Raw genomic sequence first — 23,593 nt, 5'->3', positions numbered from 1 at the left:
TTTTATCCTTCATTTTCTAATATGAGTTTTTTAAGAACAGCCATTCTAATGGCCACTCCATTTTTAACTTGTTTTAAAACTAAAGTCCTTTCATCGCTCATCATTTCATCGCTTATGTCAATATTGCGATTTACAGGGCCTGGATGTAGTAAAATAAGCTTTTTATCTTTTACTAAGCTTTTTTGAATGCAAAAATCATTTGCATAGTCTTTAAGTGAAGCATAAACGGTTTTATTATGTCTTTCTGTTTGTGTTCTAAGACTCATGATAATATCTGAATTTGCTATGATATTCTCATCAAGCTTATAATGTTTTTTAAGATGGGTATTAGGCATAAAATGTGGTGGAGCTACTAGGGTAATATCAAGATTAAATCTGCTTAAAAGTTCTATATTGGACGCTGCAACGCGGGAATTTTTAATATCACCTACGATGCAAATTTTCTTACCTTCGACATCGCCTTGAAAATGATTATAAATAGTGAATAAATCTAGCAAAGCTTGGGTAGGATGGGCGTGTTTTCCATCTCCTCCATTAACAACTGGACAATGCATATGCTTTGCTAATATCAAAGGAACTCCTGAGTTTGCGTGTCTTATAACAATAGCATTAGGACTCATCGCATCTAAATTAGCAGCAGTATCATAAAGAGTTTCTCCTTTGCTAGAGCTTGATCTTGAAACATCAAGGCGTAAAACCCTAGCACCTAATCTTCTTGCAGCGCTTTCAAAAGATGAAAGGGTGCGTGTAGAGTTTTCAAAAAAAATTGTCGTGATACTTTTTCCTTTAAGAAAAGTTCTAGGTTTTTCATCTAAGAAATCACTTGCTTCTTTAAAAAGCTCCATAATTTCGACTTTATTAAAATCCTTTGTAGTGATGAGATGACGCATACTTTTACCTTATTTGATATTATAATTTAATTCATTTTTAGAACAAATTGCTGTAAAAAGAACATCTGTAGAACTATTTAAAGCAGTTTCAACACTATCTTGAATAACCCCTATAATAAAACCTATGGCAACTACCTTCATAGCAATATTATAGTCTATATTAAATAAAGAACAAGCCAAAGGTATAAGCAGTAAGGATCCACCCGCAACTCCGCTAGCCCCGCAAGCTGCAAAGGTGGCAATAATGCTTAATAAAAGGGCTTGCAAAAGACTGATTTCTATACCAACGGTATTGGCTGTAGTAAGACTTAAAATAGCTATAGTAACTGCCGCTCCTGCCATGTTGATAGTAGCTCCTAAAGGTATAGAAATGCCATAAAATTCTTTATCTATGCCAAGTTTGGCGCAAAGTGCCATATTAACAGGGATATTTGCCGCTGAACTTCTTGTGAAAAAAGCAAGAAATGCACTGTGTCTTAAGCAGATAAAAATCAAAGGAAAAGGATTTTTTCTTGTATAAAAAAAGACTATTAAAGCATTGATAACAAAAGTAACAAAAAGCATAGTAGCTACAAGTAAAATTAAGAGTTTTACATAGCTTAGTAAGCCTTGTGCTCCTGTTTGTGCTACAGAATTAGCCACAAGTCCAAAAATTCCAAAAGGAGCAAGTTTTACTACAAATTTAACAATTTTCAAAACCCCTTCATTAATATCTATAAAAACTTGTTTTGCTTCGTTAGAACAGTGTTTTAATGCTATACCTCCAGCTATTGCCCAGGTTAAAATTCCTAAATAATTCCCGCTTGAAAGAGCATTTATGGGATTATCGACAATTTTAAATAAAAGATCTTTAAAAATCTCACTCATGTGGGTTGGAGATGAGTTTGTAGCAGTTTGAACTCCATCTAAAACAAGCTTTATAGGGAAGAAAAAATTAGCAAGAACCGCACAAGCTGAAGCAAGAAAGGTACCTACTATATACAAAATAATAATATTTTTGATCTTAGCACCACTTTGAGAAAAATCTTTAGTGCAAATTGAGGTTAAAATTAAAATAAAAACAAGCATAGGAGCGATAGCTTTTAAGGCGCTTGTAAAAAGTATTCCGAGTAAATTTGCAATTTCAGATATTTCTTTAGAACTAATGCCTATAAGTATTCCTAGTACTATACCTATGCAAATTTGAACTATGAGGTTGCCTTTAGCGTAGCTTTGAATGATTTTAGAAAACATAAAAACCTTTTAAATATTTTTTATATCAGAAGTTGATTTTAACTAACTTTTGCTTAATTTTAGAGAATTTTTAATTTATCAAGCTTTGATAAGTTTATTTGGATACAATTGTGGTTCATTTTAAATGAAAGGACTTTTTATGTATCTATTCACTTCAGAAGTCGTAAGTGCAGGTCATCCAGACAAGTGCGCTGATATAATCGCTGATACGATAGTGGATATACTCTTGAAAAATGACAAAAATTCAAGGGTGGCGAGTGAGGTTTTTGTCGCAGGAAATAAGGTTGTGATAGGAGGCGAAGTTAAGTCAAATCACAAACTTAGTAAGGCTGATTACGATAATTTAGTTAAAGATGTTTTAAAAAACATTGGTTATGACGGGGCAGGGCATTTTAACAAAGAGCAGTGTTTGCATCCTGATGAAGTTGATGTTATGGTGTTTTTAAATGAACAAAGCCCTGATATCAATCAAGGTGTCGATCAAGAAGATGGCGAAACAGGGGCAGGTGATCAAGGCATTATGTTTGGTTTTGCAAGTTGCGAGGCTGAAGAATACATGCCAGCAGCTATTAGTTATGCAAGAATGCTATGCGATAGAGTTTATGCTTATGCAAAAGCAAATCCACATGAACTTGGAGTGGATATTAAAACTCAAGTAACTATTGATTATGGTACTAAGGCGAATTTTGAAAATTGCGAACCGCAAAGTATCCATACTATAGTAGTTTCTGCACCTTGTGTTGAAAGTATGAAAATAGAAGATTTAAGATCTTTGGTGATGAAACTTATCTTAGATAGTAATTTACCAAAAGAACTTTTTGATCCTAATAAGACTAGAATTTTAATCAATCCAACTGGTAAATATATCAATCATTCTTCTTTGCATGATAGTGGTTTAACAGGAAGAAAGCTTATAGTAGATAGTTTTGGAGGTTATTCTCCAATAGGTGGTGGCGCACAATCAAGCAAAGATTATACTAAAGTTGATAGAAGTGGACTTTATGCAGGTAGATGGCTAGCTAAAAATATAGTTGCAGCAGGGCTTGCTAAAAAATGTATTGTTCAACTTAGTTATGCTATAGGTGTTGCAAAACCTACTTCGGTAAGTGTGGATTGTATGGGCACAAATACCAGTGTAAATGATGATGTTTTAAGTGATTTTGTTATGCAAAACTTCTCTTTAACGCCAAATTGGATCCGTGATAAATTTCATCTGGATAAACCAAGTAAAGAAACTTTTCTTTATGCGGATGTAGCGGCTCGTGGGCAAGTAGGGCAAAAGGACTATCCTTGGGAACAACTTGATGCTCTAGAACAGTTTAAAAAGCTGCTTTAAAAAATTAACAATATTATACAAGCTTAAATAAGGCTTGTATAATTATAAAGAATTAATGAAGTTGTATTAATTTTTGACTTAGAGGGATATTTTTCAATATCCCCCATAAATATAAAAGTTAGGAAGGAAGCTAAATTAATTTAGCTTTGGGGTAAAAACCCCTCTAAGTCAAAATATTATTTGACAGAATTATAATATAAAATAACTTAAATTACTTTAAAATTAAAATTTTAATATTATTTTTTATCATTAAATATTTCTTTGGATAAATTTTTTCCAATCTTTACTTAAAAGCTTTTTAGGGAGTATAACTATATTCTCTTTACCATTTGTAGCATGATAAACACTAACCCCATATTTACTTGCATAAAATTTCATTAAGAGTTGTTGGAGTTTGTATTCGCTGCTATTATTAAACCAAGCATTGTTGCTTAGAGCTATAATAATTTGTGAATTTTGATAGTTTTGTTCTTTGGTAGCTTCATAACAAATTGCATTTGTAATAATTTGATTGTCTAATTTATATTTGCTTTGTATAGGACCTTGGGAAAATTCTTCAATATTTTTAAGAAAATATTTTTTTATTAAGTCTTTAAAAAATGGAATTTCTTCACCAAAGGGAACTAAAAAATGCTTATTTAAAATATAGACATTGCCTTTTTTAAAGATATACGTGCTATTGTAAGTATGCTCTTTTTCAGTATAAAATGCTCCCGTAATAATGGTAATTTTATAAGATAATTCTTTAAGTATAAGTTCATATTTGGTATTTTTTAAATCAAAAGCAAAAGCGGTTTCAGGCAAGATTACAAGTTCTTTGTTTTCATTTATAGCTTGAAGTATATCGTGAATTAAGATATCAGAATTTGATTTTAAATTTTCTTGTAAAAATTTTTGATCTTGAGAGATATTAGTATTGATGAGTTTGTAGTTTAAATTAAGAGTTTGAGCTTGTTTTTCATTATATTGAAATCCACTAAAGAATAAAACAAGAACAATTGCTATTTTATAATATCTTGATATATAACCCTCATAGATGAAATATGCTATTAAAAATATGCAAATAATACCACGATAACTTGGGTCAAAAAAACCATAAACTGTAAAAATTCCCCAATTAAGCCAATCAAATCCTAAAGGATGGATAAAACTTATGCAAAAAATTCCACAAAGTCTTAAAAAATCAAATTTTAATAAATAACATAATCTAAAAAGTAGTCCATAAATAAAACCAATGATAATTGGTATAATTGGTACTAAATAGTTTAGATTAAAATAAATTGAAGATAAGCCAATCCACCAAAACCAAAGAATCCCTACAAAAAAACCTATCCAAAAATATTGTTTAGAATTTTTACTTTTTAGAAGTAAAACTAACCCGTAAATAGCTAAAAATGGGCTAATGGTTTGTGTAAAAATATTTTCAAAAAATGATAGATAAATAGAATTTGAAAGTAAAATTGCAATAAAAAAGACTTTTATTATTTTAAAAATGATAGAATTAGTGTTTAATTTTTTTGGAATAAAGGAAAAATATGGCAGAAAATTCAATTTTAACTTCATTGTTACCTCTTGTAGTGTTATTTGCAATTTTTTATTTCTTGGTGATCAGACCGCAACAAAAACAAGCAAAAGCACATAAACAAATGCTCGAGTCTTTGCAAAAGGGAGATAAAATCATCACTAATGGCGGACTTATTTGTGAAGTCGTAAAACCAGAGGAGGATTTTATCAAAGTTAAGCTTAATGAAGACAATTTTACTGCAAAAATTTCAAGAGAATTTATAGCAAAGAAAATTGATGCGTAATTCTAAAATCAATTATCGCTTGATTATTTTTATAGCGGTATTTATTTTTGGAGTAGCTTTTTCACTCCCTTCTTTTTTGCAGTCAGAACGTGGTGCGAAGATTAATTTAGGGCTTGATTTGCAAGGTGGGCTTTATATGCTCTTAGGTGTAGATAATGAAGAAGCTGTAAAATCTAAAATAAAATCAATTGCATCTTCATTGAGTTATTCTTTTAATAAAGAAAATATTTTAAATGATGGCTTAAATACCCATGATGATATTTTAGAATTTACTTTGCTTGATAATGCGGATATTGCAAAAGTTGAAAATTTGCTTAAAGAAATAAAAGGAATTAATATACAAAGTGAAAATATGCACTATAAAATTTCTTTTACCTCAGAAGAAGTAAAAAATATAGAAAATTTTGCACTTTTGCAAGCAGTTGAAACCATAAGAAATAGGCTTGATCAATTTGGTTTAGCAGAGCCAACAGTTGCTAAACAAGGTAATGATAAGATTTTGGTTGAACTTGCAGGGATTAAAACCAAAGAAGATGAACTAAGAGCAAAAGAACGCATCACAAAAGCAGCACATTTACAACTTATGGAAGTTGATGATTCTAAAATGGGTCAAGCTTCCACAATGAGCGACGCTGAGGCTGCGAGTTATGGACTGATTTTAGTGCCTGATTCTAGAAATCCAAATTTAAAATATACCTTAAAAAGTATACCTATTTTAGATGGATCTATGCTTACTGATGCTAGAGTAGGGATTAGTGATAAGAGTAATTATCCTGTGATTAATTTTACTTTAAATGCCGAGGGTTCTAAAAAATTTGCTGATTATACAGGAGCAAATGTTGGAAAGCGTCTTGCTATTGTACTTGATAATAAAGTGTATTCTGCCCCATCTATCAATGAACGCATAGGTGGAGGTAGTGGGCAAATCAGTGGAGCTTTTACCCAAGAAGAAGCGCGTGATGTGGCGGTAGCTTTAAGAAGTGGAGCTTTGCTTGCGCCTGTAAAATTACTTGAACAAAGAAGTATAGGACCATCTTTAGGTGCTGATAGTATTAAAATGAGTATGATAGCCTTAATTGGTGCATCGGTTTTTATTGTAATATTTATGATGATGTATTACGGTGTGGCAGGAATTTTTGCAAATATTGCAATGTTAGTTAATGTTTTGGTAGTAGTGGCTGTTATGGCTATGTTTGGAGCAACTTTAACTTTACCAGGGATGGCAGGACTTGTTTTAACTGTGGGTATGGCAGTAGATGCAAATGTGATTATCAATGAGCGCATACGAGAACTCTTGCGAGATGGAGTAAATATAAGAGCTAGTATAGAGCAAGGTTATAAAAATGCTATGAGTGCGATTATAGATTCAAATATCACTTCTTTAGTTACTTCGGTAGCACTTTATGCTTATGGAACAGGAGCGGTTAAAGGTTTTGCTGTGACTTTGGGAATTGGTATCGTTGTTTCTATGATTACAGCTATTTTAGGAACTCACGGAATGTTTGATTATTTTATGCAACGCATAGAAAAAAGTAATAATACAAGATTTTGGTTTGGTTATAGGAGAAGATAATGCAGTTTTTTAGCGAAAAGAAAATTTATGATTTTATGAGAATGCGTTTTACTGCTATTTCTCTTTCTTTTATTTTGTTTTTTGGTTCTATTTATTTGCTTTGGGATAGGGGTTTGCAATATGGCATTGATTTTAGCGGAGGAACTTTAGTTCAGCTTAAATATGAAAATGCAGCTCCTATAACACAAATTCGAGAAATTTTAGAAAATCAAGGAACTTTTCAAAATTTATCTGTAACCGAATTTGGAAGCAATAAGGAAGTAACCATACGCTTTTTAGGAAGTAATGATAATGTAAGCAATGATATAGGCGAGCATATAAGTACTCTTTTAAAAGATACGGGAAAATTTGAAGTGCGTCGTGCCGATGTGGTGGGTCCAAAAGTAGGTGATGAACTTAGAAATAAAGGACTTATGGCCATAGCTGTATCTTTGATAGCAATTTTAATTTATATAGCGTTGCGTTTTGAGTGGCGTTTTGCTCTTGCGGCTATAATCAGTGAAATTCATGATGTTGTGATTACTTTAGGGGCAATTTCTTTATTTAAAATTGATGTCAATCTAGATACCTTGGCTGCTGTTTTAACTGTACTTGGGTACTCTTTGAATGATACAATTATTATTTTTGATAGAATCAGAGAAGGTATTAAAACAAGTAAAAAAACCGAACTTGCACCTATTATCAATGAAAGTGTTTCAGCAACTTTATCAAGAACGGTTTTAACTTCAGGGTTAACTTTAGCAACTGTTGTGATACTTTATTTCTTTGGCGGGGAAATGATACAAGGATTTTCTTTGGCTTTGATTGTAGGTATTATAGCGGGAACTTTAAGCTCTATTTTTGTAGCAAGTCCGACATTATTATGGTTTAAATTTTGTGTGCTTGAGTTTAGAAATAAAGAAATTGAAAAAGCAAAAAGAAAACAAGATAAAGAACGCAATCGTGCAATGTATGAAAAAGGAACAGTGTAAGGAGAATTTTTATGGCTTATGAAGCAAGTTTAATAGAAAAAAAATGGCAAAAAATTTGGGATGAAAATGAATATTTTGAGCCAAAAGATGATTTAAATTTGCCTAAAAAATATATTTTATCGATGTTTCCTTATCCTAGCGGGCGCATTCATATGGGGCATGTAAGAAATTATACTATAGGTGATGCTTTGGCAAGATATTATCGCAAGATAGGTTTTAATGTTTTACATCCTATAGGTTTTGATAGTTTTGGTATGCCTGCTGAAAATGCAGCTATTAAACATAAAATTCATCCTAAGTCATGGACTTATGAAAATATAGCTTATATGAAAAAAGAGCTTTTTTCTTTAGGTTTTTCTTTTTCTAAAAAAAGAATGCTTGCTACTTCAGATCCACTTTATACAAAATTTGAGCAAGAATTTTTTATTAAGATGTTTGAAAAAGGTTTGATTTACACTAAAGAAGCAAATGTAAATTGGTGTGAACAAGATCAAACGGTTTTGGCTAATGAGCAAGTTGAAGATGGAAAATGTTGGCGTTGTGGTCATGAAGTGGTGCAGAAAAAAATGCCAGGTTATTATGTAAAAATCACTTCTTATGCTGAGGAACTTTTAAAAGATTTAGAAAAATTAAAAGATAAATGGCCTAATCAAGTTTTAACTATGCAAGAAAATTGGATTGGTAAAAGTGAAGGTTTAGAATTTTCTTTAAATTTAGACGAAGAAAGCAAGCAAAAAGCCAAAGAAAGTTCTTTAGAAGTTTTTACTACAAGAGCAGATACAATTTATGGAGTTTCGTATATCGCTTTAGCTCCAGAACATAAGATCGTTCAAAATTTGCTTTCGCAAAATTTATTAAATCAAGATGTATTAAATAAAATCAAAGCTATTCAAAATCAAAGCCCAAGAGAAAGACAAAGTTCTGAAAAAGAAGGTTATTTTCTAGGAATTTATGCCATTCATCCTTTAAGCGGAGAAAAAATTCCTTTGTGGGTGGCTAATTTTGTCTTGGCTGATTATGGTAGTGGAGCGGTTATGGCTGTTCCAGCTCATGATGAAAGAGATTTTGAATTTGCAATAAAATATAATCTTGCCATCAAACAAGTTATTCAAACTCAAGAAAATTTACCTTATACGCAAAAATCAGGAAAATTAATCCATAGCCAAGAGTTTGATAATCTTGATTGTAATGAGGCAAGATTAAAAATCATTTCTCAGTTTGAAGCTAAAAATATAGGAAAAAGGGTTGTAAATTTTAAAATTCGTGATTGGGGTGTTTCACGCCAAAGATATTGGGGTGCGCCTATTCCTATGATTAAATGTCAAATTTGTGGTATAGTGCCTCAAAAACTAGAAAATTTACCTATTACCCTACCTGAAGATGTGCAAATTACAGGTGAGGGTAATCCACTTGATAAACATCCAACTTGGAAAAATTGTATTTGTCCCAAATGTGGCAAAGAGGCTCAAAAAGAAAGTGATACTTTAGATACTTTTTTTGAAAGTTCTTGGTATTTTGCACGTTTTGCAAGTGATGAGAGAACTTGGCAGGAAAAAGCTTTAGATGAAAAAAGTGTAAAGTATTGGATGAGTGTGGATCAATATATAGGTGGTATTGAACATGCAATCTTGCATTTACTTTATGCGAGATTTTTCCAAAAAGCTTTAAGAGACTTGGGTTATTTAACACAAAATGAACCTTTTGATAGACTTTTAACTCAGGGTATGGTGTTAAAAGATGGAGCTAAAATGTCAAAATCAAAAGGCAATGTTGTAGATCCTGATGAGATTATAGAAAAATACGGTGCTGATACCGCAAGACTTTTTATACTTTTTACTGCGCCTCCGGCTAAAGAGCTTGAATGGAATGATGATGCGGTTGAAGGGGCTTATAGATTTATTTGTAAACTCTATGATAGGGCGCAAAATATTAAAAAAGGTGAGCTTGTAGAATTAAAACAAGAAAATTTAAATAAAGAAGAAAAATATGCAAGATTAAAGGTATATGAAGCTTTGAAAAAATCTTTTGAAGTTTATCATCAAAGTTTTGCTTTCAATACTTTAATTGCAGCTTGTATGGAGGCTTTAAATGCTTTAGCGCTTTGTAAAAATGAAGCTTTGGAGCAAGAGGCTTTTTATATTATTTTAAATATTTTAGAGCCTATTATTCCTCATGTTTGTTTTGAGCTTAGCGAGGAGCTTTTTAAATGTAAAAATTTCAAAAAATTAGAACTTAAAGAAGAGGTTTTTGTAAAAGATACTTTAAATTTAGCTGTAAGTATTAATGGTAAAAAAAGGGCTGAATTTGAAATTTCAAGTAGTGCGAGTAAAGAAGAAATTTTAGCTTTTGCAAAAGAAAATACTGCTAAATGGCTTGAAGGTAAGAGTATAGTTAAAGAAATTTATGTGGAAGGAAAGCTAGTTAATCTAGTGATTAAATGAAAAAGATTTTAATTTTTTGCATAGGTTTATTTTTAGGTGCTTGTGGATATGTTCCTACATCAAAAATCGCTAATAATATTTTCGATGAGAAAGTTTATGTTAATGTTGAATTAAGTCAACAAGACCCAAAAAATAGTATCTATGTTGCCGATACTTTAAAAGAAATGGTAATTTCAAAATTAGGGCGCAAGCTTGCTTTAAAACACGAGGCAGATGATGTAATTAATGTTAAAATGAATAATTTAGAATTTATTCCTTTAGCTTATGATAAAAATGGCTATGTCATTAGTTATAAAGCTAAATTAAATTTAGATTTTAATGTTGTCTTTAAAGATGGTTCAAGTCAGGCTTTTAGTACAAGTGGAAGTTATAATTTTGAAATTTCTCCAAATAGTATTATTAGTGATTCTGCAAGGTATGAGGCTATTCGAGCAGCTTCAAGCGAGGCATTTGATGAGTTTATTTCCGTAATTGCTATTAAAGGGCAAAAACGTGATTCCAAATACTAATGAAATAGCAAAGCAAACTTTAATTGCATTAAAAGAAAGAAAACTAAAACCAACTCCTGAAAATTATACGGAAATTTTTGAAGAACTATCTTTAAAATATGGTATCACAAGCTCAAATAAAGCTAAACTTGACAAATACAAAACCTTACTTTTACCGATTTATCAACAAGAATTAAATTCTAAAACTATAAGAAGTTTAGAAGAACTAATTAGTTTTTTAATTTCTGTTTTAAATAGACAAAGCGGAAAACAATTTAGTGAATTTTTTGATTTTTTATATACCATATCTAAAACTTTGCAAATAAGTAAGGATAAAAAGATAAGAGATTTGGCTAAGGTGACTTCGATTAGAATTTCTAAAACTATGGATAGTGAAAGTATTTATTTGCTTACCAAAAAATGGAAAGAGCTTGAAAGAAATTATGATGAAAATAATTTAGAAGAACAAGCTCGTAAATATGGCATTAGTAAATATGATGATTATGATAGCGTGATTAAAAAACTCTTAGTTAAACTTGAAGAGCGTAGTTATGAGCACTTTAGTGAATTATTATGCTTGGGTTTAAATCCTTCATTGGTAGAAGATTTAAAAATTCAAGGTTTTATACAAAATTTAACACAAAAGCCTTTTGTAATAGGCGAAGAAAATTTTAAGAACGAATTAATGGAATTTATCAATCATCGCATAATGGTTGATAATATGTATGTCCAAAAAAATTTAAATTTTTTTAATGATAATCTAAAAAAAATCTATGAATTACTTGTTTTGCTTAATAAATCGAATGAACAAAACATGGATTTTATTAATACCTTAAAACCAGATGAAAATGGGGAAGTAAAACTTAGTTTTGAGGATTTAAAACTAAAATTTAAACAACTTGGAGAAAAAATTACATCTTTAAATAATCAAATTGAATTCACGCAAAATTTGGAGGAGAGAGAGGCTTGGAGTGTTCTTAAAGAGCTTGATAAAATGGATGAAAATTTTAATAAGTATAAAGTTAATTATTCTTTAGCTTTATTTTCTATAGTAAATTACCGTTTCATTATGGAAAAATATGGTATGGGAAGTTTGAATGAAATTTTTGTTCGATTTAAAAAAATTTTAAAAGATTCTTGTAGCGAATTTGATGAACTGTGGATGATAGATGAAAAGAGTTATTTGATTGTTTCGCCAGGAAAAAGCAAAGATGAAATTACACAGCTTGTAAATACAAATCTTAAAACTATAGAAAATTTTAGATTTATTTATAAGCAAGATATTATAACCCCTAAAATTCACGTGGCTTATCTTGATAAGCAAAGTAAACCAAGTATTAATATTTTAGATGAGTTAATAAAGCAAATTGCAGCGGTTAATGAACAATATAATGAAAGTTGAGAATTTTTTAGCCCAAAAAAGTATAAATTACGATAAAATTGATCGTTTTTTGATGTTTAGAATGTATGAAAAATATAAGAAATATTTTAAAAATATTCCTATAATTCAACTTATAGGCACAAATGGTAAAGGTAGTACAGGTAGATATTTAACCCAACTTTTAGAAAATTTAAATTATAAAATAGGGCATTATACTAGCCCCCACATTTTCAGTTTTAATGAAAGATTTTATCTTGATGGTAAGATTGCAAATGATGAAGAATTAGAACAAGCTCATATAAGACTTGAAGAAATTTTTAAACAAGACTTGCAAAAATTAAGTTATTTCGAATATGCTACTTTTTTAGCTATGATTTTATTTCAAAAATGCGATTTCATTGTTTTAGAAGCAGGAGTGGGTGGAGAATATGATGCTACTTCTGTTTTTGAAAGAAGAATGAATATTTTTACAAGAATTGGATTTGACCATATTCAAATTTTGGGCAATTCTTTAGAAGATATTGCAAGAACCAAGCTTAAAATTATGGCACCTATAGCACTTATAAGTGATGAGCAAGAGCAAAATGTTTTAAACTTAGCAAAAAAAATTGCTTTTTTAAAAAAAGCTGATTTGCAAGTTTCTTCCTTAAATCCTTTTTTGAAAGAAAATTTTGAGATTTATTGTAAAAAGTTTGTTTTACCTTGTTTTTTAAAGCATAATTTAAAGCTTGCATTAAAGGCTTGTGAAATTTTAACTTCGCAAGAAAAAACCTTAGAAGCTTTAAAAAAGTTACAAGAGTTAAATTTACAAGGAAGATGCCAAGAAATTTCTCCAAATTTTTTTGTTGATGTGGGTCACAATCCCATGGCTGCTAAGGCTATGCTTGATAAATTTCAAGGAGAAAAAATAAATCTTATTTATAATACTTATTTGGATAAGGATATTTTTCAAATTTTAAATGTATTAAAGCCTATTATTGATACAATACAAATATATAAATATAAAAGTTCAGAACGAAAGCTGGCTGATGATGAAATTTATAGTATTGCATCAAAGCTAGGCATACAATGTAAAGAATTTGTAAAATTAGAAGAAAATAAAAAAAATCTAGTTTTTGGCTCTTTTATGCTGGTAGAAAATTTTTTAAAGGAGTGGTGTGGTAAAAAATAAATTCACTATTACCATTACAGATATTAACGGTTCAAGACATTTTTATTTAAATCAAATAATCAAAAAAATAGTTTTTTATACTATTGCTTTTATTGTTTTATTTTTAGTTTTTAGTGGTTTTTATATCAAATATCTCGATAGCAAACTTAGTGATATCAGCGAAAAGCGTGAGGAGCTTTTGAAAAAAAGCAAAGAATTGGAATTATCTAATTCGCAAATGCAAAAAAGCATAGAAGAAAAAACTCAGCAGTATGCGGCTATAGAAGATAAAATAGCTTCTTTTGAAGAGGCTTTAGGCTTAGAAGCAGAAAATAATCTTACAATTAGTGCAAGACTTGATAATCTTCAGCTTACCAATGAGCAGCAACTTGGAATTTTGGGACAAATTCCTAATGGATGGCCTATTGAAAATAAAGGCATTACGGGAAATTTTGGCTGGAGAGAGCATCCGCTTTTAAAAAGAAGGGAATTTCATCCCGGCATTGATTTAAGAGCAGAAATTGGTACTCCTATTTATGCACCAGCAAGTGGAGTGGTGGAATTTTCAGGTTATAATGATAATGGCTATGGTTATAATGTAATTTTATTGCATAATTTTGGTTTTAAAACAGTATTTGCTCATATGATGCGCAAAGAAGTAGTCAAAGCGGGTCAATTTGTTAATAAAGGGCAGTTGATAGGTTATAGTGGCAACACAGGTCTTTCTACGGGACCGCATTTGCACTATGAGGTAAGGTTTATTAATAAAACTTTAGAACCTTTGTACTTTTTAAATTTGCAAAGAAAAAATATGAATGATTTTTTTAATCAAGAAAGGAGAGTTCCATGGCAATCTTTAATAAAGGCGGTATCAGCCCAACATCCAGCTCTAGCTCAGAAACAACAGTAATTTCTTCAGGTGCGAGAATTGAGGGTAAATTTTATTTTGCTTCTATGCTTCATGTTGATGGAGAGTTAAGTGGTATTATTCATTCTGAAAGTATTGTAGTTATCGGAAAAAATGGAAATTTAAAAGGTGAGTTACAAGCAGATAAAATTGTAGTAAATGGATATTTTGAAGGGCAGCTTGAGGCTAATAGTTTAGAAATTTTAGCGGGCGGAGTTGTTAATGGCGATATTTCAACGCAAAAAATTTCTATAGAAAATGGCGGTCGCTTTAATGGAACTAGTAAAATTAAAGAAGATACTATCAAACTTATTGAAAATAACAACGAAGAATAATGCAAGCTTCATTTTATGAATACCTACAAAATCCAAAAATTTGTGAACTTTTGCTTTGTAAAGATGAAAAACAAGCAGATTTACTTGCTCAAGTTTCACGATTTAAGGGTTTAAAAACCTTTGTTTTACCTGATTTTAGAGCGCAGTTTGGAGATGATTTAAGGGCTTTTTCCAAAGAACTTTTTGATCTTTGCAAGATTTTAAATGCTTATCATAAAGAAGAAGAAAAAAAAATCCTTATTTCTCCTTTAAATACTGTCTTAAAAAAACTTCCTTCAAAAAAACATTTACAAAATTATCATATCGATAAAAAACAAAATTTTGATTTGAAATGTTTTGAAGATGAAATTTCAAGATTAGGATATGAATTTGTAGATATAGTTCAGGATAAAGGTGAAATTTCAATTCGTGCGGATATTATTGATATTTTTTGTATCAATGAAGAAAATCCTATTAGAATTTTACTTTTTGGCGAAGAGATTGAAAGCATAAGATATTTTGATTTGCAAAGTCAAAAGTCTATTCCTAATGAACTAGAACATTTTGAAATTTGTCCTTTTTTAAAATATTTTGACAAAGAAAATTATGAAATTTTTAAAGAAAAATTAGAAGATTTTCAAAGTGATACTTTAATACATGATATCAATTCTTTAGGGTTTTGGTGTATTGATGATTTTTTTGATTATTTAGAACTTGATTTTTTAGCTTGTGAAAAGTTTAATATTAACGAATATGAAAAAGATATAAGTTTTGTGAATGCAAAAATTTTACCTCAAGCTAAAAAATTTAAAGAATTGCAAAGTTCTTACAATAAAGATTTTTTTGAATTTCATAAAAATAAAAAAATCACACTTTTAGCTAAAAACGAAGCTTTATTTAAAGCTTTAGAGCTTGAAGATATTCAAAATATCCATTTTATAAAAAGTGATTTAAGGCTTAATCTTATTAGTCCTGAAGAGCTAATCATTTCTTTAAATCAAAAAGAAAAACAAAAAACAAGAAAAAAAGCTAGTTTGATTATAGATGAGCTTAAAAATGGGGATTATATAGTGCACGAAGATTATGGGGTGGGCAAATTTTTAGGTCTTGAGATGATAGTGATAAGCGGAGCAAAAAAAGAGTTTGTTGCTATAGAGTATCAAAATTCTGATAAGCTTTTATTACCAGTGGAAAATCTTTATTTGATTGATAAATATTTGGGTGTGAGTGGATCTATTCCAAGCTTAGATAAACTAGGTAAAACAAGTTTTATTAAACTTAAAGAAAAATTAAAAACTAAACTTTTAGCTATAGCTTCTGAAATTGTTATTATGGCCGCTAAAAGATCTTTGGTGCAAGCAAAAAAAATCACAATGGATTTAAATAGACAAGCTGATTTTATAGCTAGTGCAGGTTTTAATTATACAAGTGATCAAGATAAAGCCTGTCATGAAATTTTGCAAGATTTTCAAAGTGGAAAAGTCATGGATAGGCTTTTAAGCGGTGATGTGGGTTTTGGAAAAACTGAAGTTGCCATGAATGCTATTTATCCAGTGGTTAAAAGTGGATTTTGCGCATTTTTATTTGCGCCTACAACTTTGCTTTCTCATCAGCATTATAAAACCTTAAAAAAGCGTTTTGATCCTTTTGGTATAAAGGTTTTTAAACTTGATCGCTTTACAAGTAGTGCAGAAAAAAAACAAGTTTTACAAAATTTAAAAGAAAATAAAGCTTGTGTAGTTGTAGGAACTCATGCGCTTTTAAGTGTAGAATGTGAAAATTTAGCTCTTGTTATTATTGATGAAGAGCATAAATTTGGAGTGAAGCAAAAAGAAAAGCTTAAGGAAATCACTCAAAATTCACATATTTTATCTATGTCAGCAACTCCTATACCAAGAAGCTTAAATCAAGCTTTAAGCTCTATAAAATCTTATAGTGTTTTGCAAACTCCACCAGAAGATAGGATGGATGTAAGAACCTTTGTTAAAGAAAATGATGACGCGCTTTTAAAAGAAGTTATAGCAAGAGAGTTAAGACGTGGTGGGCAAATTTTTTATATTCATAATCATATTGCAAGTATAGAGCAATGCAAAAAACATTTATTAGAACTTTTTTCTACTTTGCGTATTTTGATTTTACATTCTAAAATCGATGCCAAGGTGCAAGAAGAAGAAATGTTGAAATTTGAAAACAAAGAATATGATTTGCTTTTAAGCACCTCTATCGTAGAAAGTGGGATTGATTTACCTAATGCAAATACTATCATAGTAGAAAAAAGCGATCGTTTTGGTATGGCTGATTTGCATCAATTGCGTGGGCGTGTAGGAAGAAGTGATAAGCAAGGTTATTGTTATTTTTTAATCGAAGATAAAAATGCTATCACAAAAGATGCTTTAAAGCGTCTAGTTTCTTTAGAAAGCAATTCTTTTTTAGGCGCAGGTTCTGTTTTGGCTTATCATGATCTTGAAATTCGTGGCGGTGGAAATTTATTAGGCGTAGATCAAAGTGGACATATCGAGCAAATTGGATATAGTTTATATCTTAAAATGTTAGAAGATGAACTTAATGCTTTAAGTAAAAATGAAGTGGATCAAAAAGAAAATAAACTTGATTTAAAACTCAATGTTAATGCCTTTTTAAATAGTGAGCTTATCAGCGAAGATCGCCTAAGATTAGAACTTTATAGAAGACTTAGCAAGTGTGAGCAAGTTCATGAGGTTTATGAGATCGAAGGTGAAATTGAAGATCGCTTTGGAAAACTTGATGTTTATACTAAGCAATTTTTATCTTTGATTATTATTAAAATTTTAGCTTTAAATAAATTTAAAAGTATTAGCAACTATGAGCAAAATATTCAATTTACTGCTTTAAATGATGAAAAAGAACTCATCAAAGCAAAAAGCAAAGACGATGATGATATTTTAGAGGCAATTTTAACGCATTTAAGAAAGGCTTAAAATGGATTGGAATAAAACTTATGCAGCAATTTATAGAGCAAGAAAAGACTATTTAAAGCCTATTTTTGAAATCGATCCTATCACTTTAAAAGATTTAGTAGGTATGGAAAGTCAAAAAAAAGCACTTTATGAAAATACTTTAAATTTTATTCAAAATAAAGGGGCAAATCACGCACTTTTATGGGGATCTAAGGGCACTGGAAAATCAAGTTTAATTAAAGCTACATTTAATGAATTTAAAGAACAGGGCTTAAGACTTGTCGAATTAAATAAAGAAGATTTATTTGCCTTAGTAGATATCATCGATGAAATCAGATTAGAAAATTTTAAATTCATACTTTTTTGTGATGATTTTTCTTTTGAGAAGGGAGATGATAGTTATAAATTTTTAAAACCTTTACTTGAGGGAAGCATAGAAAAAGCCCCAAATAATATAATTATTTATGCAAGTTCAAATCGTAGGCATTTATTAAGTGAAAGCATTATTGATAATCTTGATACGCAAATTGCACATACAGAACTTCATTTAAGCGATGCTGCTGAAGAAAGATTAAGCTTGAGTGATAGATTTGGTTTGTGGTTAAGTTTTTATCAGGGAAATTTAGAAGAGTATTTAAAGATGATAGATTTTTATTTTAAAGATTATTCTTGTGATAAAGAGCTTTTACACGCTAAAGCTAAAGAATTTGCTACTCTAAGAGCAAGTAGAAGTGGTCGTACTGCAAAGCAATTTTATTTGGCTTTTAAGGAGAATTTTAAATGACTGGAGCGCAAATTTTTACCAAGCTTTTAAATTTGGATTTAAATTATCATGATTTTGATTGGCTTGAAAATCAAGGATTGAGTGAATTTGAGCTTTTAATTTCTGTGATTTTAACTCAAAATACAAATTGGAAAAATGTCTTAAAAGCTTTAGAAAATTTAAAAAAAGAAAATATTACAAGTTTAGAACAAATCAATACTTTATCCAATTTAGAACTTGCAACTTTAATTAAGCCTAGCGGATTTTATAATACCAAAGCCAAGCGTTTAAAAGGCTTAGTAGAAAGTATCATAAACACTTATGAAAATTTAGAAAATTTTAAAACAAATGTAAGCAGAGAGTGGCTTTTAAATATCAAAGGTTTGGGTTTTGAAAGTGTTGATGGTATTTTAAATTATCTTTGTAAAAGAGAGATTTTGGTTGTAGATAATTATAGTTTGCGTTTGGCTTTTCACTTAGGCTATGAGTTTGAAAATTATGAAGAATTAAGAGAATTTTTTCAAAGTGGTATAGAGAGTGAGCAAGAAAATTTGTGTAAAATTTTAGGGAGAAAATGCGAACTTTGCGAACTTTATCAAATTTTTCATGCTTTGATCGTAGCTTTTGCAAAACAGAGTTTTAAAGGACAAAAATTAAGCTCTAAGGGTGAAGAATGGATCAAAATTTTAAAGGAAGATTTATGAAAGCAAAAGGAAGCGAACTTATACCTGTTTTAACTATAGCAGGGAGTGATTGTAGTGGTGGAGCAGGGATACAAGCCGATCTTAAAACCTTTAGTGCGCACAATCTTTTTGGTATGAGTGTGGTTTTAAGTGTGGTAGCTGAAAATACCGCAAGGGTGATTTCTGTACACGATATACCTACTCAAAGTGTGGATGAACAAATGCTTGCCGTATTTGAAGATATAATGCCAAAGGCAACTAAAATTGGAATGATAGGTTCTTGTGAATTAATGAGCTGTGTAGCTAAAAATTTAAGCGAGTTTAAACCTCAAAACATAGTGATCGATCCTGTAATGTTTGCTAAAAATGGTTATGCTTTAATGCCGCAAGAAAATTGTGATTTTTTCAAGCAAACCATAGTAAAATTTGCAGACATTCTTACGCCTAATATTCCTGAAGCAGAGTTTTTATGTGGTTTTAAGATCACTAATGAAGAGCAGATGATAAAGGCAGCTAAGCATTTATGTAGCTTGGGGGCTAAGGCAGTTTTACTTAAAGGCGGACATAGTGAAGAAAATGCCAATGATGTGCTTTATGATGGAAAAGAAATTTATATTTTAAAAGGCGAACGCATAGAAACTAAAAATACTCATGGTACAGGTTGTACGCTTTCTTCGGCTATTGCTAGTAATTTAGCTAAAGGCAAGGATTTATTTCATGCCGTTAGTGAAGCTAAAGAATATGTAAGAAATGCGATTTATTATTCACTCAATCTCGGAAAAGGTTGTGGTCCTACAAATCATTTTTTTAAGTTTTTAGATGAAAAATAAATTAGATCTTAGTCTTTATCTAGTTGCCTCTCAGGGAAATAAAAGCGAGGAGTGTTTTTTAAATACTTTAGAAAATGCTATAAAAGGTGGAGTGAGTATCATACAACTTCGTGAAAAAGAGCTTAATGCAAGAGAATTTTATAAACTAGGTTTAAAGGTACAAAAACTTTGCAAGGCCTATAAAATACCTTTTTTGATTAACGATAGAGTGGACATAGCTTTAGCTTTAGATGCTGATGGGGTGCATTTAGGGCAGGAAGATTTAGAAGTAAAACTAGCTAGAAAGCTTTTAGGAGATGAAAAAATCATAGGCTTAAGCCTTAAAAAGCTAGAACAACTTGAGTTTATACAAGGAGCAAATTATCTAGGTTGTGGAGCCATTAAGACAACACCTACTAAAGAAAGTTCGCTTTTAAGCCTTGAGCTTTTAAGTCAAATTTGTGATAAAAGTCCTATAGGGGTTGTAGCCATAGGAGGGATTGATAAAGAAGCACTTGTTGAGTTAAAGGGTATAAATTTAAGCGGTGTGGCTGTGGTTAGGGCGATCATGGATGCTAAAGATGCTTTTTTGGCAGCTAAAGATCTAAAGTGTAAAATCTATGAAAATTTACCTCTTAAATGAAACTCCTTTTGAAGGGGTGGAAAATCTTATTTTAAATGAGATTGTTTTTTATGATTTTAGTGTGGATTTGAGTTTATATGATGCTTTAATCTGCACCTCAAAAAATGCTTTAAAAGCTTTGCAACATGCAAAAATCACTTTAAATTTCAAACTCAATTTATACGCTGTGGGACAAAGTACAGCTCAATACGCTAAAAATTTAGGTTTTAAAAAGATTAAAATTCCATCAAAGGCTTACGGAAAAGATCTTTTTCTTGAATTTAAAGAGGAATTAAAAACGCAAAAATGTTTGTATTTAAGGGCTAAAAATATTGTTTCGACTTTAAATTTGGATCTTAAAAATGCAGGTGTGGATTTAGATGAAATGATTGTTTATGAAAATGTTTTTAAAAAAGGTGATAAAAAACTTACTCATCCTGCTATTTTTATATTTACCTCTCCTTTAAGTGTAGAAAATTTTTTAAAATTTTATAGCTTAAAAGAAGAAGATAAGGTTGTAGTTATAGGACAAAGCACAGCAAAGAAGCTTTTAAATTTTAAAAATCTTTATATATGCGAAAATCAAAGTCTTTTAGAGTGTGTTAAGCTTGCTAAGACTTTGGTTTAATTTTTTAAATTCCAAAAATTTTCTTTGGGATAAATAATAATGCTTTTTGTGAGTAAAATTTCATCATTGACATTTTTATCACGATTTAAAGCAATGCTAATGTGGGCTATAATAACACCATCTTTGCTTAAATTTGCATCGGGATTAAAGTTGGAAAATTTAAAATTAACACATTGTGCAATAGGATAAAAGTATTTTATTTTAATCAAAGCTTTTGCGTAATTAAAATATATATTATCTAAACATTCTTTATTTTCTTGCTTTGCTTGATATAAAAAATATTTAGAAAATTGTGTTGCATTATGACTTAAAATTTGAGCTTGAAGGTAGTAATAACTATCTTGGATTATTTTTGGAGTGTAGCTGGATATGTTTAAGGTTAAGCTCATCCATAGACTTATTAGTAATATTAAAAAAATTGTCCAAATTAAAACATAAGCTTTTTTCATAGTAAAATTCTTTTTTCAAGGCAATATGTTGTTTGTCTTTTTAGGCAAATTTTTAATTTATTGTTTTGCAGGTTAAATGAGCTTATGTTTTTAGAAATTAATCCTTGTTGGTTTAATTGTTCATTAAATTTTGGCTTTATTTCATATATAAGTCCTTCATTTTGCAATTTGATAACTAATTGAGCTTGCAAAGGAATAAAACTACCTGTAAAATTTGCAGATATACCATTTTCCAAGATGGATATTTTTTCAATCTTATTAATTTTATAAGCATAGCTAATATGCTCATTGTCGTTATATAAATCTTTTCTGTTTTGGAGTTGTGTTTTAAAATCAGAATGAGGTGAATAAAGTGTATGATTATTTTCTAAAATAAGAGCAGAGTTAATAAGATAAAGTTTATTATCTTTTAGGCTAATTAACTCATCTTTTAAAAGACATTTTAATGTATTTTGTGAAAATGTAATATTAATACAATTTTGTATTAATTTTTCTATTTTAAGCAAGTTTAAATGTGTTTGAGTGATAAGATTGTTTGTATGTAAAGCAGTGAAATTTAAATGATAAAAATCCATTAAAGGTTTTGAAAGTAAGCTAGTTATAAAAGTAAAAAGTATTAGTGATATTATAAGTTCAAAAAGTGTAAAAGCTTTGCTCATTCTTTAAAATAAACGCTATAATTTTGATCTTGAAAGTATAATTTTTGAAATTGAAATATACCATCATTAACAAACTGTTCTTGTAAAACTATAGGTTTTAAGGCTGAAGTTTGAAGTATGATGGTTTTAAAAATGGGCTTTTCATATAATTCTTCTTGAAGTTTATAGAGTCTTTCAAAAATATTTAAATTTTCATAGTTTTTGTAAAGTTGAGTATAGTAATAAAAAATACCAATGAAAATTAAAGATATGATCGTTATAGCACTAATACTTTCTATAAGTATGAAAGCCTTTTTCATTTAGCGCTGCTAGCATTTATGGCTTCAAAAAAACTTCCGCGAATTCCTTTTTGTTCGAGTATTTTTATGCCTTTTATTGTAACTCCGCCAGGGGAGCAAATATTTTCTTTGATAATAGCTGGATGTTCATGTTCTAGTAAAGTACTAGAGCTTTTAAATAAAGAGCGCGTAAGATTGAGACTAAGTTCTTTTGACAAACCTTCATAAACTCCAGCATTAGCAATACTTTCTGCTATAAGTGCTAAAAAAGCAGGAGCGCAGCCGCTAATCGCCATAGCTGCATTCATTTGTATTTCATTATCTAATTTATAAGCCGAGCCAAAAGTTTTTAAAATGTCTAAAATTTCATTTTCAAAATGAGAGTTTTTAAGTATATATGGTGTGGTTGAAGTCTTGTATTTAGCTGCTGTATTAGGCATTATTCTAACATAATTTTGAGCTTTGATGGTTTGTAGTTTTTCAAAATCAACATTGGCTAAAACAGAGATTAAGATACGTGCTTGTCCTTTTAGTATTTGAGCAATATTTTCTAAAGCATAGGGTTTAAATGCTAAAATAACATCTTTACCTTCTATGTTAAAATCTTTGTAAAGTAAGGTTTTAAAGCCTTCTTTGGTGAGGGCTTGAAGTTTTTCTATACTTCTTCCTACTATACAAATTTCATAATCATCTTTTAATCCATAGGCTAAGGCTGTTGCCATAGCTCCATTTGCAAGTATATAGAGCATTATTTTTTAATATAATTAGCAATTTGATCAGCTTGAAAAAAGTCCGGATAATTAACTGTATCTAGTATCACTTGTACCATAGTATTATTATCAAGATTAATGACTACTGGAGCTAGAAAATTCACTGTCGATTCTTCAATGCTTTTTGCTATGGCTACTATATTAAAAATTTTCATATTAGATTCAGGTGTTAAAGAAAGAAGCTCTTGATAATAAGTTGGTATATCAAATTCATAATCAGGTCTAATTAAATAAGGATTAATTAAAACAAAAGAAAAGTCTTTACCATCAAGACTTTTAAGTCTTACAAATACTTCATCGATAGTTGAAAATTCCATATTTTTGGTTTCTTCAAAACCTAAGATAGGGCATTTAACAGCTAGGGTCATGTTTTCTCCTCAAGTTATAATGTTTAATATTTTAACATAAAATAAGCAATAATCATTCCAAAATTTTAAATTATTTAATTAATTTTATTATAATTTTAGAAGAACATAATTATAAAATCGTTAAAATATAGATTTT

General features: G+C 29.9%; 23 protein-coding genes and 1 pseudogene. 16 read left to right on the top strand and 8 right to left on the bottom strand.

Going from position 1 to position 23,593, the window contains the following annotated elements; all coding sequences use genetic code 11:
* Positions 1-2 precede the first annotated feature (2 nt).
* Both AJ881_RS01635 and sstT read right to left on the bottom strand, forming a co-directional pair.
* Entirely contained in the window at positions 3-890 is an 888-nt protein-coding gene (locus tag AJ881_RS01635) for an aspartate carbamoyltransferase catalytic subunit (protein ID WP_052857573.1), read from the bottom strand.
* A gap of 9 nt (positions 891-899) precedes the next feature.
* A complete protein-coding gene (gene sstT / locus AJ881_RS01630; RefSeq protein ID WP_070285332.1) occupies positions 900-2,123 on the bottom strand; it encodes a serine/threonine transporter SstT in 1,224 nt (407 codons plus the stop codon).
* 139 nt (positions 2,124-2,262) lie between these two features.
* Between sstT and metK the strand changes: the two genes are divergently transcribed.
* Positions 2,263-3,459 carry a methionine adenosyltransferase gene (gene metK / locus AJ881_RS01625; protein WP_070282332.1) on the top strand — a complete coding sequence of 399 codons (1,197 nt, stop codon included), beginning with the start codon at positions 2,263-2,265 and terminating at the stop codon, positions 3,457-3,459.
* A gap of 236 nt (positions 3,460-3,695) precedes the next feature.
* Here metK and AJ881_RS01620 read toward each other — a convergent pair.
* Positions 3,696-5,022: pseudogene (locus AJ881_RS01620) on the bottom strand (apolipoprotein N-acyltransferase).
* Here AJ881_RS01620 and yajC point away from each other — a divergent pair.
* The 15 genes from yajC to AJ881_RS01545 are packed head-to-tail and all read left to right on the top strand — an operon-like array spanning position 4,995 to position 20,933.
* Positions 4,995-5,267: a preprotein translocase subunit YajC gene (gene yajC, locus AJ881_RS01615; protein ID WP_070282336.1), complete on the top strand. Its 273-nt coding sequence runs from the start codon at positions 4,995-4,997 to the stop codon at positions 5,265-5,267. The pseudogene AJ881_RS01620 and the gene yajC sit on opposite strands and share 28 nt — an antisense overlap.
* Entirely contained in the window at positions 5,260-6,840 is a 1,581-nt protein-coding gene (gene secD, locus AJ881_RS01610) for a protein translocase subunit SecD (RefSeq protein ID WP_070282337.1), read from the top strand. Before yajC ends, secD begins: the two co-directional genes overlap by 8 nt.
* Positions 6,840-7,811, top strand: a complete 972-nt coding sequence (gene secF / locus AJ881_RS01605; protein WP_070282338.1) for a protein translocase subunit SecF — start codon at positions 6,840-6,842, stop codon at positions 7,809-7,811. Before secD ends, secF begins: the two co-directional genes overlap by 1 nt.
* 11 nt (positions 7,812-7,822) lie before the next feature.
* On the top strand, positions 7,823-10,252 hold the full coding sequence (gene leuS, locus AJ881_RS01600) for a leucine--tRNA ligase (protein ID WP_070282339.1): 2,430 nt from the start codon (positions 7,823-7,825) through the stop codon (positions 10,250-10,252).
* Positions 10,249-10,761, top strand: coding sequence for an LPS assembly lipoprotein LptE (lptE, locus tag AJ881_RS01595; protein ID WP_002860199.1), 513 nt, complete (start codon positions 10,249-10,251; stop codon positions 10,759-10,761). Before leuS ends, lptE begins: the two co-directional genes overlap by 4 nt.
* Positions 10,745-12,142, top strand: coding sequence for a hypothetical protein (locus AJ881_RS01590; RefSeq protein ID WP_070282340.1), 1,398 nt, complete (start codon positions 10,745-10,747; stop codon positions 12,140-12,142). The genes lptE and AJ881_RS01590 overlap by 17 nt, the downstream gene beginning before the upstream one ends.
* The gene (locus AJ881_RS01585; protein WP_079396817.1) at positions 12,108-13,292 is read left to right on the top strand and encodes a folylpolyglutamate synthase/dihydrofolate synthase family protein; all 1,185 of its coding nucleotides are present in this window, start codon (positions 12,108-12,110) and stop codon (positions 13,290-13,292) included. The genes AJ881_RS01590 and AJ881_RS01585 overlap by 35 nt, the downstream gene beginning before the upstream one ends.
* Positions 13,279-14,181, top strand: a complete 903-nt coding sequence (locus tag AJ881_RS01580; RefSeq protein ID WP_044780205.1) for a M23 family metallopeptidase — start codon at positions 13,279-13,281, stop codon at positions 14,179-14,181. The genes AJ881_RS01585 and AJ881_RS01580 overlap by 14 nt, the downstream gene beginning before the upstream one ends.
* The gene (locus tag AJ881_RS01575) at positions 14,118-14,513 is read left to right on the top strand and encodes a polymer-forming cytoskeletal protein (protein ID WP_002868630.1); all 396 of its coding nucleotides are present in this window, start codon (positions 14,118-14,120) and stop codon (positions 14,511-14,513) included. Before AJ881_RS01580 ends, AJ881_RS01575 begins: the two co-directional genes overlap by 64 nt.
* Positions 14,513-17,449 carry a DEAD/DEAH box helicase gene (locus AJ881_RS01570; protein ID WP_070282342.1) on the top strand — a complete coding sequence of 979 codons (2,937 nt, stop codon included), beginning with the start codon at positions 14,513-14,515 and terminating at the stop codon, positions 17,447-17,449. The genes AJ881_RS01575 and AJ881_RS01570 overlap by 1 nt, the downstream gene beginning before the upstream one ends.
* A gap of 1 nt (position 17,450) precedes the next feature.
* Positions 17,451-18,212 (top strand): ATP-binding protein, encoded by a 762-nt coding sequence (locus AJ881_RS01565; RefSeq protein ID WP_002870536.1) that lies wholly within the window; start codon positions 17,451-17,453, stop codon positions 18,210-18,212.
* Positions 18,209-18,895, top strand: a complete 687-nt coding sequence (locus tag AJ881_RS01560; RefSeq protein ID WP_044780207.1) for a 3-methyladenine DNA glycosylase — start codon at positions 18,209-18,211, stop codon at positions 18,893-18,895. Before AJ881_RS01565 ends, AJ881_RS01560 begins: the two co-directional genes overlap by 4 nt.
* Positions 18,892-19,704: a bifunctional hydroxymethylpyrimidine kinase/phosphomethylpyrimidine kinase gene (thiD, locus tag AJ881_RS01555; protein WP_044780282.1), complete on the top strand. Its 813-nt coding sequence runs from the start codon at positions 18,892-18,894 to the stop codon at positions 19,702-19,704. The genes AJ881_RS01560 and thiD overlap by 4 nt, the downstream gene beginning before the upstream one ends.
* Entirely contained in the window at positions 19,694-20,326 is a 633-nt protein-coding gene (thiE, locus tag AJ881_RS01550) for a thiamine phosphate synthase (protein WP_070252707.1), read from the top strand. Before thiD ends, thiE begins: the two co-directional genes overlap by 11 nt.
* Entirely contained in the window at positions 20,304-20,933 is a 630-nt protein-coding gene (locus AJ881_RS01545) for a uroporphyrinogen-III synthase (protein WP_002870540.1), read from the top strand. The genes thiE and AJ881_RS01545 overlap by 23 nt, the downstream gene beginning before the upstream one ends.
* Here the strand turns inward: AJ881_RS01545 and AJ881_RS01540 are convergent.
* The 5 genes from AJ881_RS01540 to fliW are packed head-to-tail and all read right to left on the bottom strand — an operon-like array spanning position 20,930 to position 23,457.
* Positions 20,930-21,382, bottom strand: coding sequence for a hypothetical protein (locus AJ881_RS01540; protein WP_002870542.1), 453 nt, complete (start codon positions 21,380-21,382; stop codon positions 20,930-20,932). The genes AJ881_RS01545 and AJ881_RS01540 overlap by 4 nt on opposite strands.
* Positions 21,379-22,041 (bottom strand): hypothetical protein, encoded by a 663-nt coding sequence (locus AJ881_RS01535; protein ID WP_002870543.1) that lies wholly within the window; start codon positions 22,039-22,041, stop codon positions 21,379-21,381. The genes AJ881_RS01540 and AJ881_RS01535 overlap by 4 nt, the downstream gene beginning before the upstream one ends.
* Positions 22,038-22,340, bottom strand: a complete 303-nt coding sequence (locus AJ881_RS01530; RefSeq protein ID WP_002855822.1) for a transformation system protein — start codon at positions 22,338-22,340, stop codon at positions 22,038-22,040. The genes AJ881_RS01535 and AJ881_RS01530 overlap by 4 nt, the downstream gene beginning before the upstream one ends.
* Complete coding sequence (locus AJ881_RS01525; protein WP_044780209.1) at positions 22,337-23,068, bottom strand: pyrroline-5-carboxylate reductase; 732 nt, start codon at positions 23,066-23,068, stop codon at positions 22,337-22,339. The genes AJ881_RS01530 and AJ881_RS01525 overlap by 4 nt, the downstream gene beginning before the upstream one ends.
* Entirely contained in the window at positions 23,068-23,457 is a 390-nt protein-coding gene (gene fliW / locus AJ881_RS01520) for a flagellar assembly protein FliW (RefSeq protein ID WP_002852982.1), read from the bottom strand. Before fliW ends, AJ881_RS01525 begins: the two co-directional genes overlap by 1 nt.
* Between the last annotated feature and the right edge of the window lie 136 nt (positions 23,458-23,593).

Origin of the sequence: Campylobacter sp. BCW_6460 (assembly GCF_001762705.1) — a bacterium.
Classification (GTDB): domain Bacteria; phylum Campylobacterota; class Campylobacteria; order Campylobacterales; family Campylobacteraceae; genus Campylobacter_D; species Campylobacter_D jejuni.
This window is presented reverse-complemented; position numbering and strand designations above follow the sequence as displayed.

What these genes read in the sequence shown, in the direction of transcription:
- AJ881_RS01635 (WP_052857573.1), bottom strand. Translation starts at nt 890, where the DNA reads ATGCGTCATCTCATCACTACAAAGGATTTTAATAAAGTCGAAATTATG.
- sstT (WP_070285332.1), bottom strand. Translation starts at nt 2,123, where the DNA reads ATGTTTTCTAAAATCATTCAAAGCTACGCTAAAGGCAACCTCATAGTT.
- metK (WP_070282332.1), top strand. Translation starts at nt 2,263, where the DNA reads ATGTATCTATTCACTTCAGAAGTCGTAAGTGCAGGTCATCCAGACAAG.
- yajC (WP_070282336.1), top strand. Translation starts at nt 4,995, where the DNA reads ATGGCAGAAAATTCAATTTTAACTTCATTGTTACCTCTTGTAGTGTTA.
- secD (WP_070282337.1), top strand. Translation starts at nt 5,260, where the DNA reads ATGCGTAATTCTAAAATCAATTATCGCTTGATTATTTTTATAGCGGTA.
- secF (WP_070282338.1), top strand. Translation starts at nt 6,840, where the DNA reads ATGCAGTTTTTTAGCGAAAAGAAAATTTATGATTTTATGAGAATGCGT.
- leuS (WP_070282339.1), top strand. Translation starts at nt 7,823, where the DNA reads ATGGCTTATGAAGCAAGTTTAATAGAAAAAAAATGGCAAAAAATTTGG.
- lptE (WP_002860199.1), top strand. Translation starts at nt 10,249, where the DNA reads ATGAAAAAGATTTTAATTTTTTGCATAGGTTTATTTTTAGGTGCTTGT.
- AJ881_RS01575 (WP_002868630.1), top strand. Translation starts at nt 14,118, where the DNA reads ATGGCAATCTTTAATAAAGGCGGTATCAGCCCAACATCCAGCTCTAGC.
- AJ881_RS01570 (WP_070282342.1), top strand. Translation starts at nt 14,513, where the DNA reads ATGCAAGCTTCATTTTATGAATACCTACAAAATCCAAAAATTTGTGAA.
- AJ881_RS01565 (WP_002870536.1), top strand. Translation starts at nt 17,451, where the DNA reads ATGGATTGGAATAAAACTTATGCAGCAATTTATAGAGCAAGAAAAGAC.
- AJ881_RS01560 (WP_044780207.1), top strand. Translation starts at nt 18,209, where the DNA reads ATGACTGGAGCGCAAATTTTTACCAAGCTTTTAAATTTGGATTTAAAT.
- thiD (WP_044780282.1), top strand. Translation starts at nt 18,892, where the DNA reads ATGAAAGCAAAAGGAAGCGAACTTATACCTGTTTTAACTATAGCAGGG.
- thiE (WP_070252707.1), top strand. Translation starts at nt 19,694, where the DNA reads ATGAAAAATAAATTAGATCTTAGTCTTTATCTAGTTGCCTCTCAGGGA.
- AJ881_RS01545 (WP_002870540.1), top strand. Translation starts at nt 20,304, where the DNA reads ATGAAAATTTACCTCTTAAATGAAACTCCTTTTGAAGGGGTGGAAAAT.
- AJ881_RS01540 (WP_002870542.1), bottom strand. Translation starts at nt 21,382, where the DNA reads ATGAAAAAAGCTTATGTTTTAATTTGGACAATTTTTTTAATATTACTA.
- AJ881_RS01535 (WP_002870543.1), bottom strand. Translation starts at nt 22,041, where the DNA reads ATGAGCAAAGCTTTTACACTTTTTGAACTTATAATATCACTAATACTT.
- AJ881_RS01530 (WP_002855822.1), bottom strand. Translation starts at nt 22,340, where the DNA reads ATGAAAAAGGCTTTCATACTTATAGAAAGTATTAGTGCTATAACGATC.
- AJ881_RS01525 (WP_044780209.1), bottom strand. Translation starts at nt 23,068, where the DNA reads ATGCTCTATATACTTGCAAATGGAGCTATGGCAACAGCCTTAGCCTAT.
- fliW (WP_002852982.1), bottom strand. Translation starts at nt 23,457, where the DNA reads ATGACCCTAGCTGTTAAATGCCCTATCTTAGGTTTTGAAGAAACCAAA.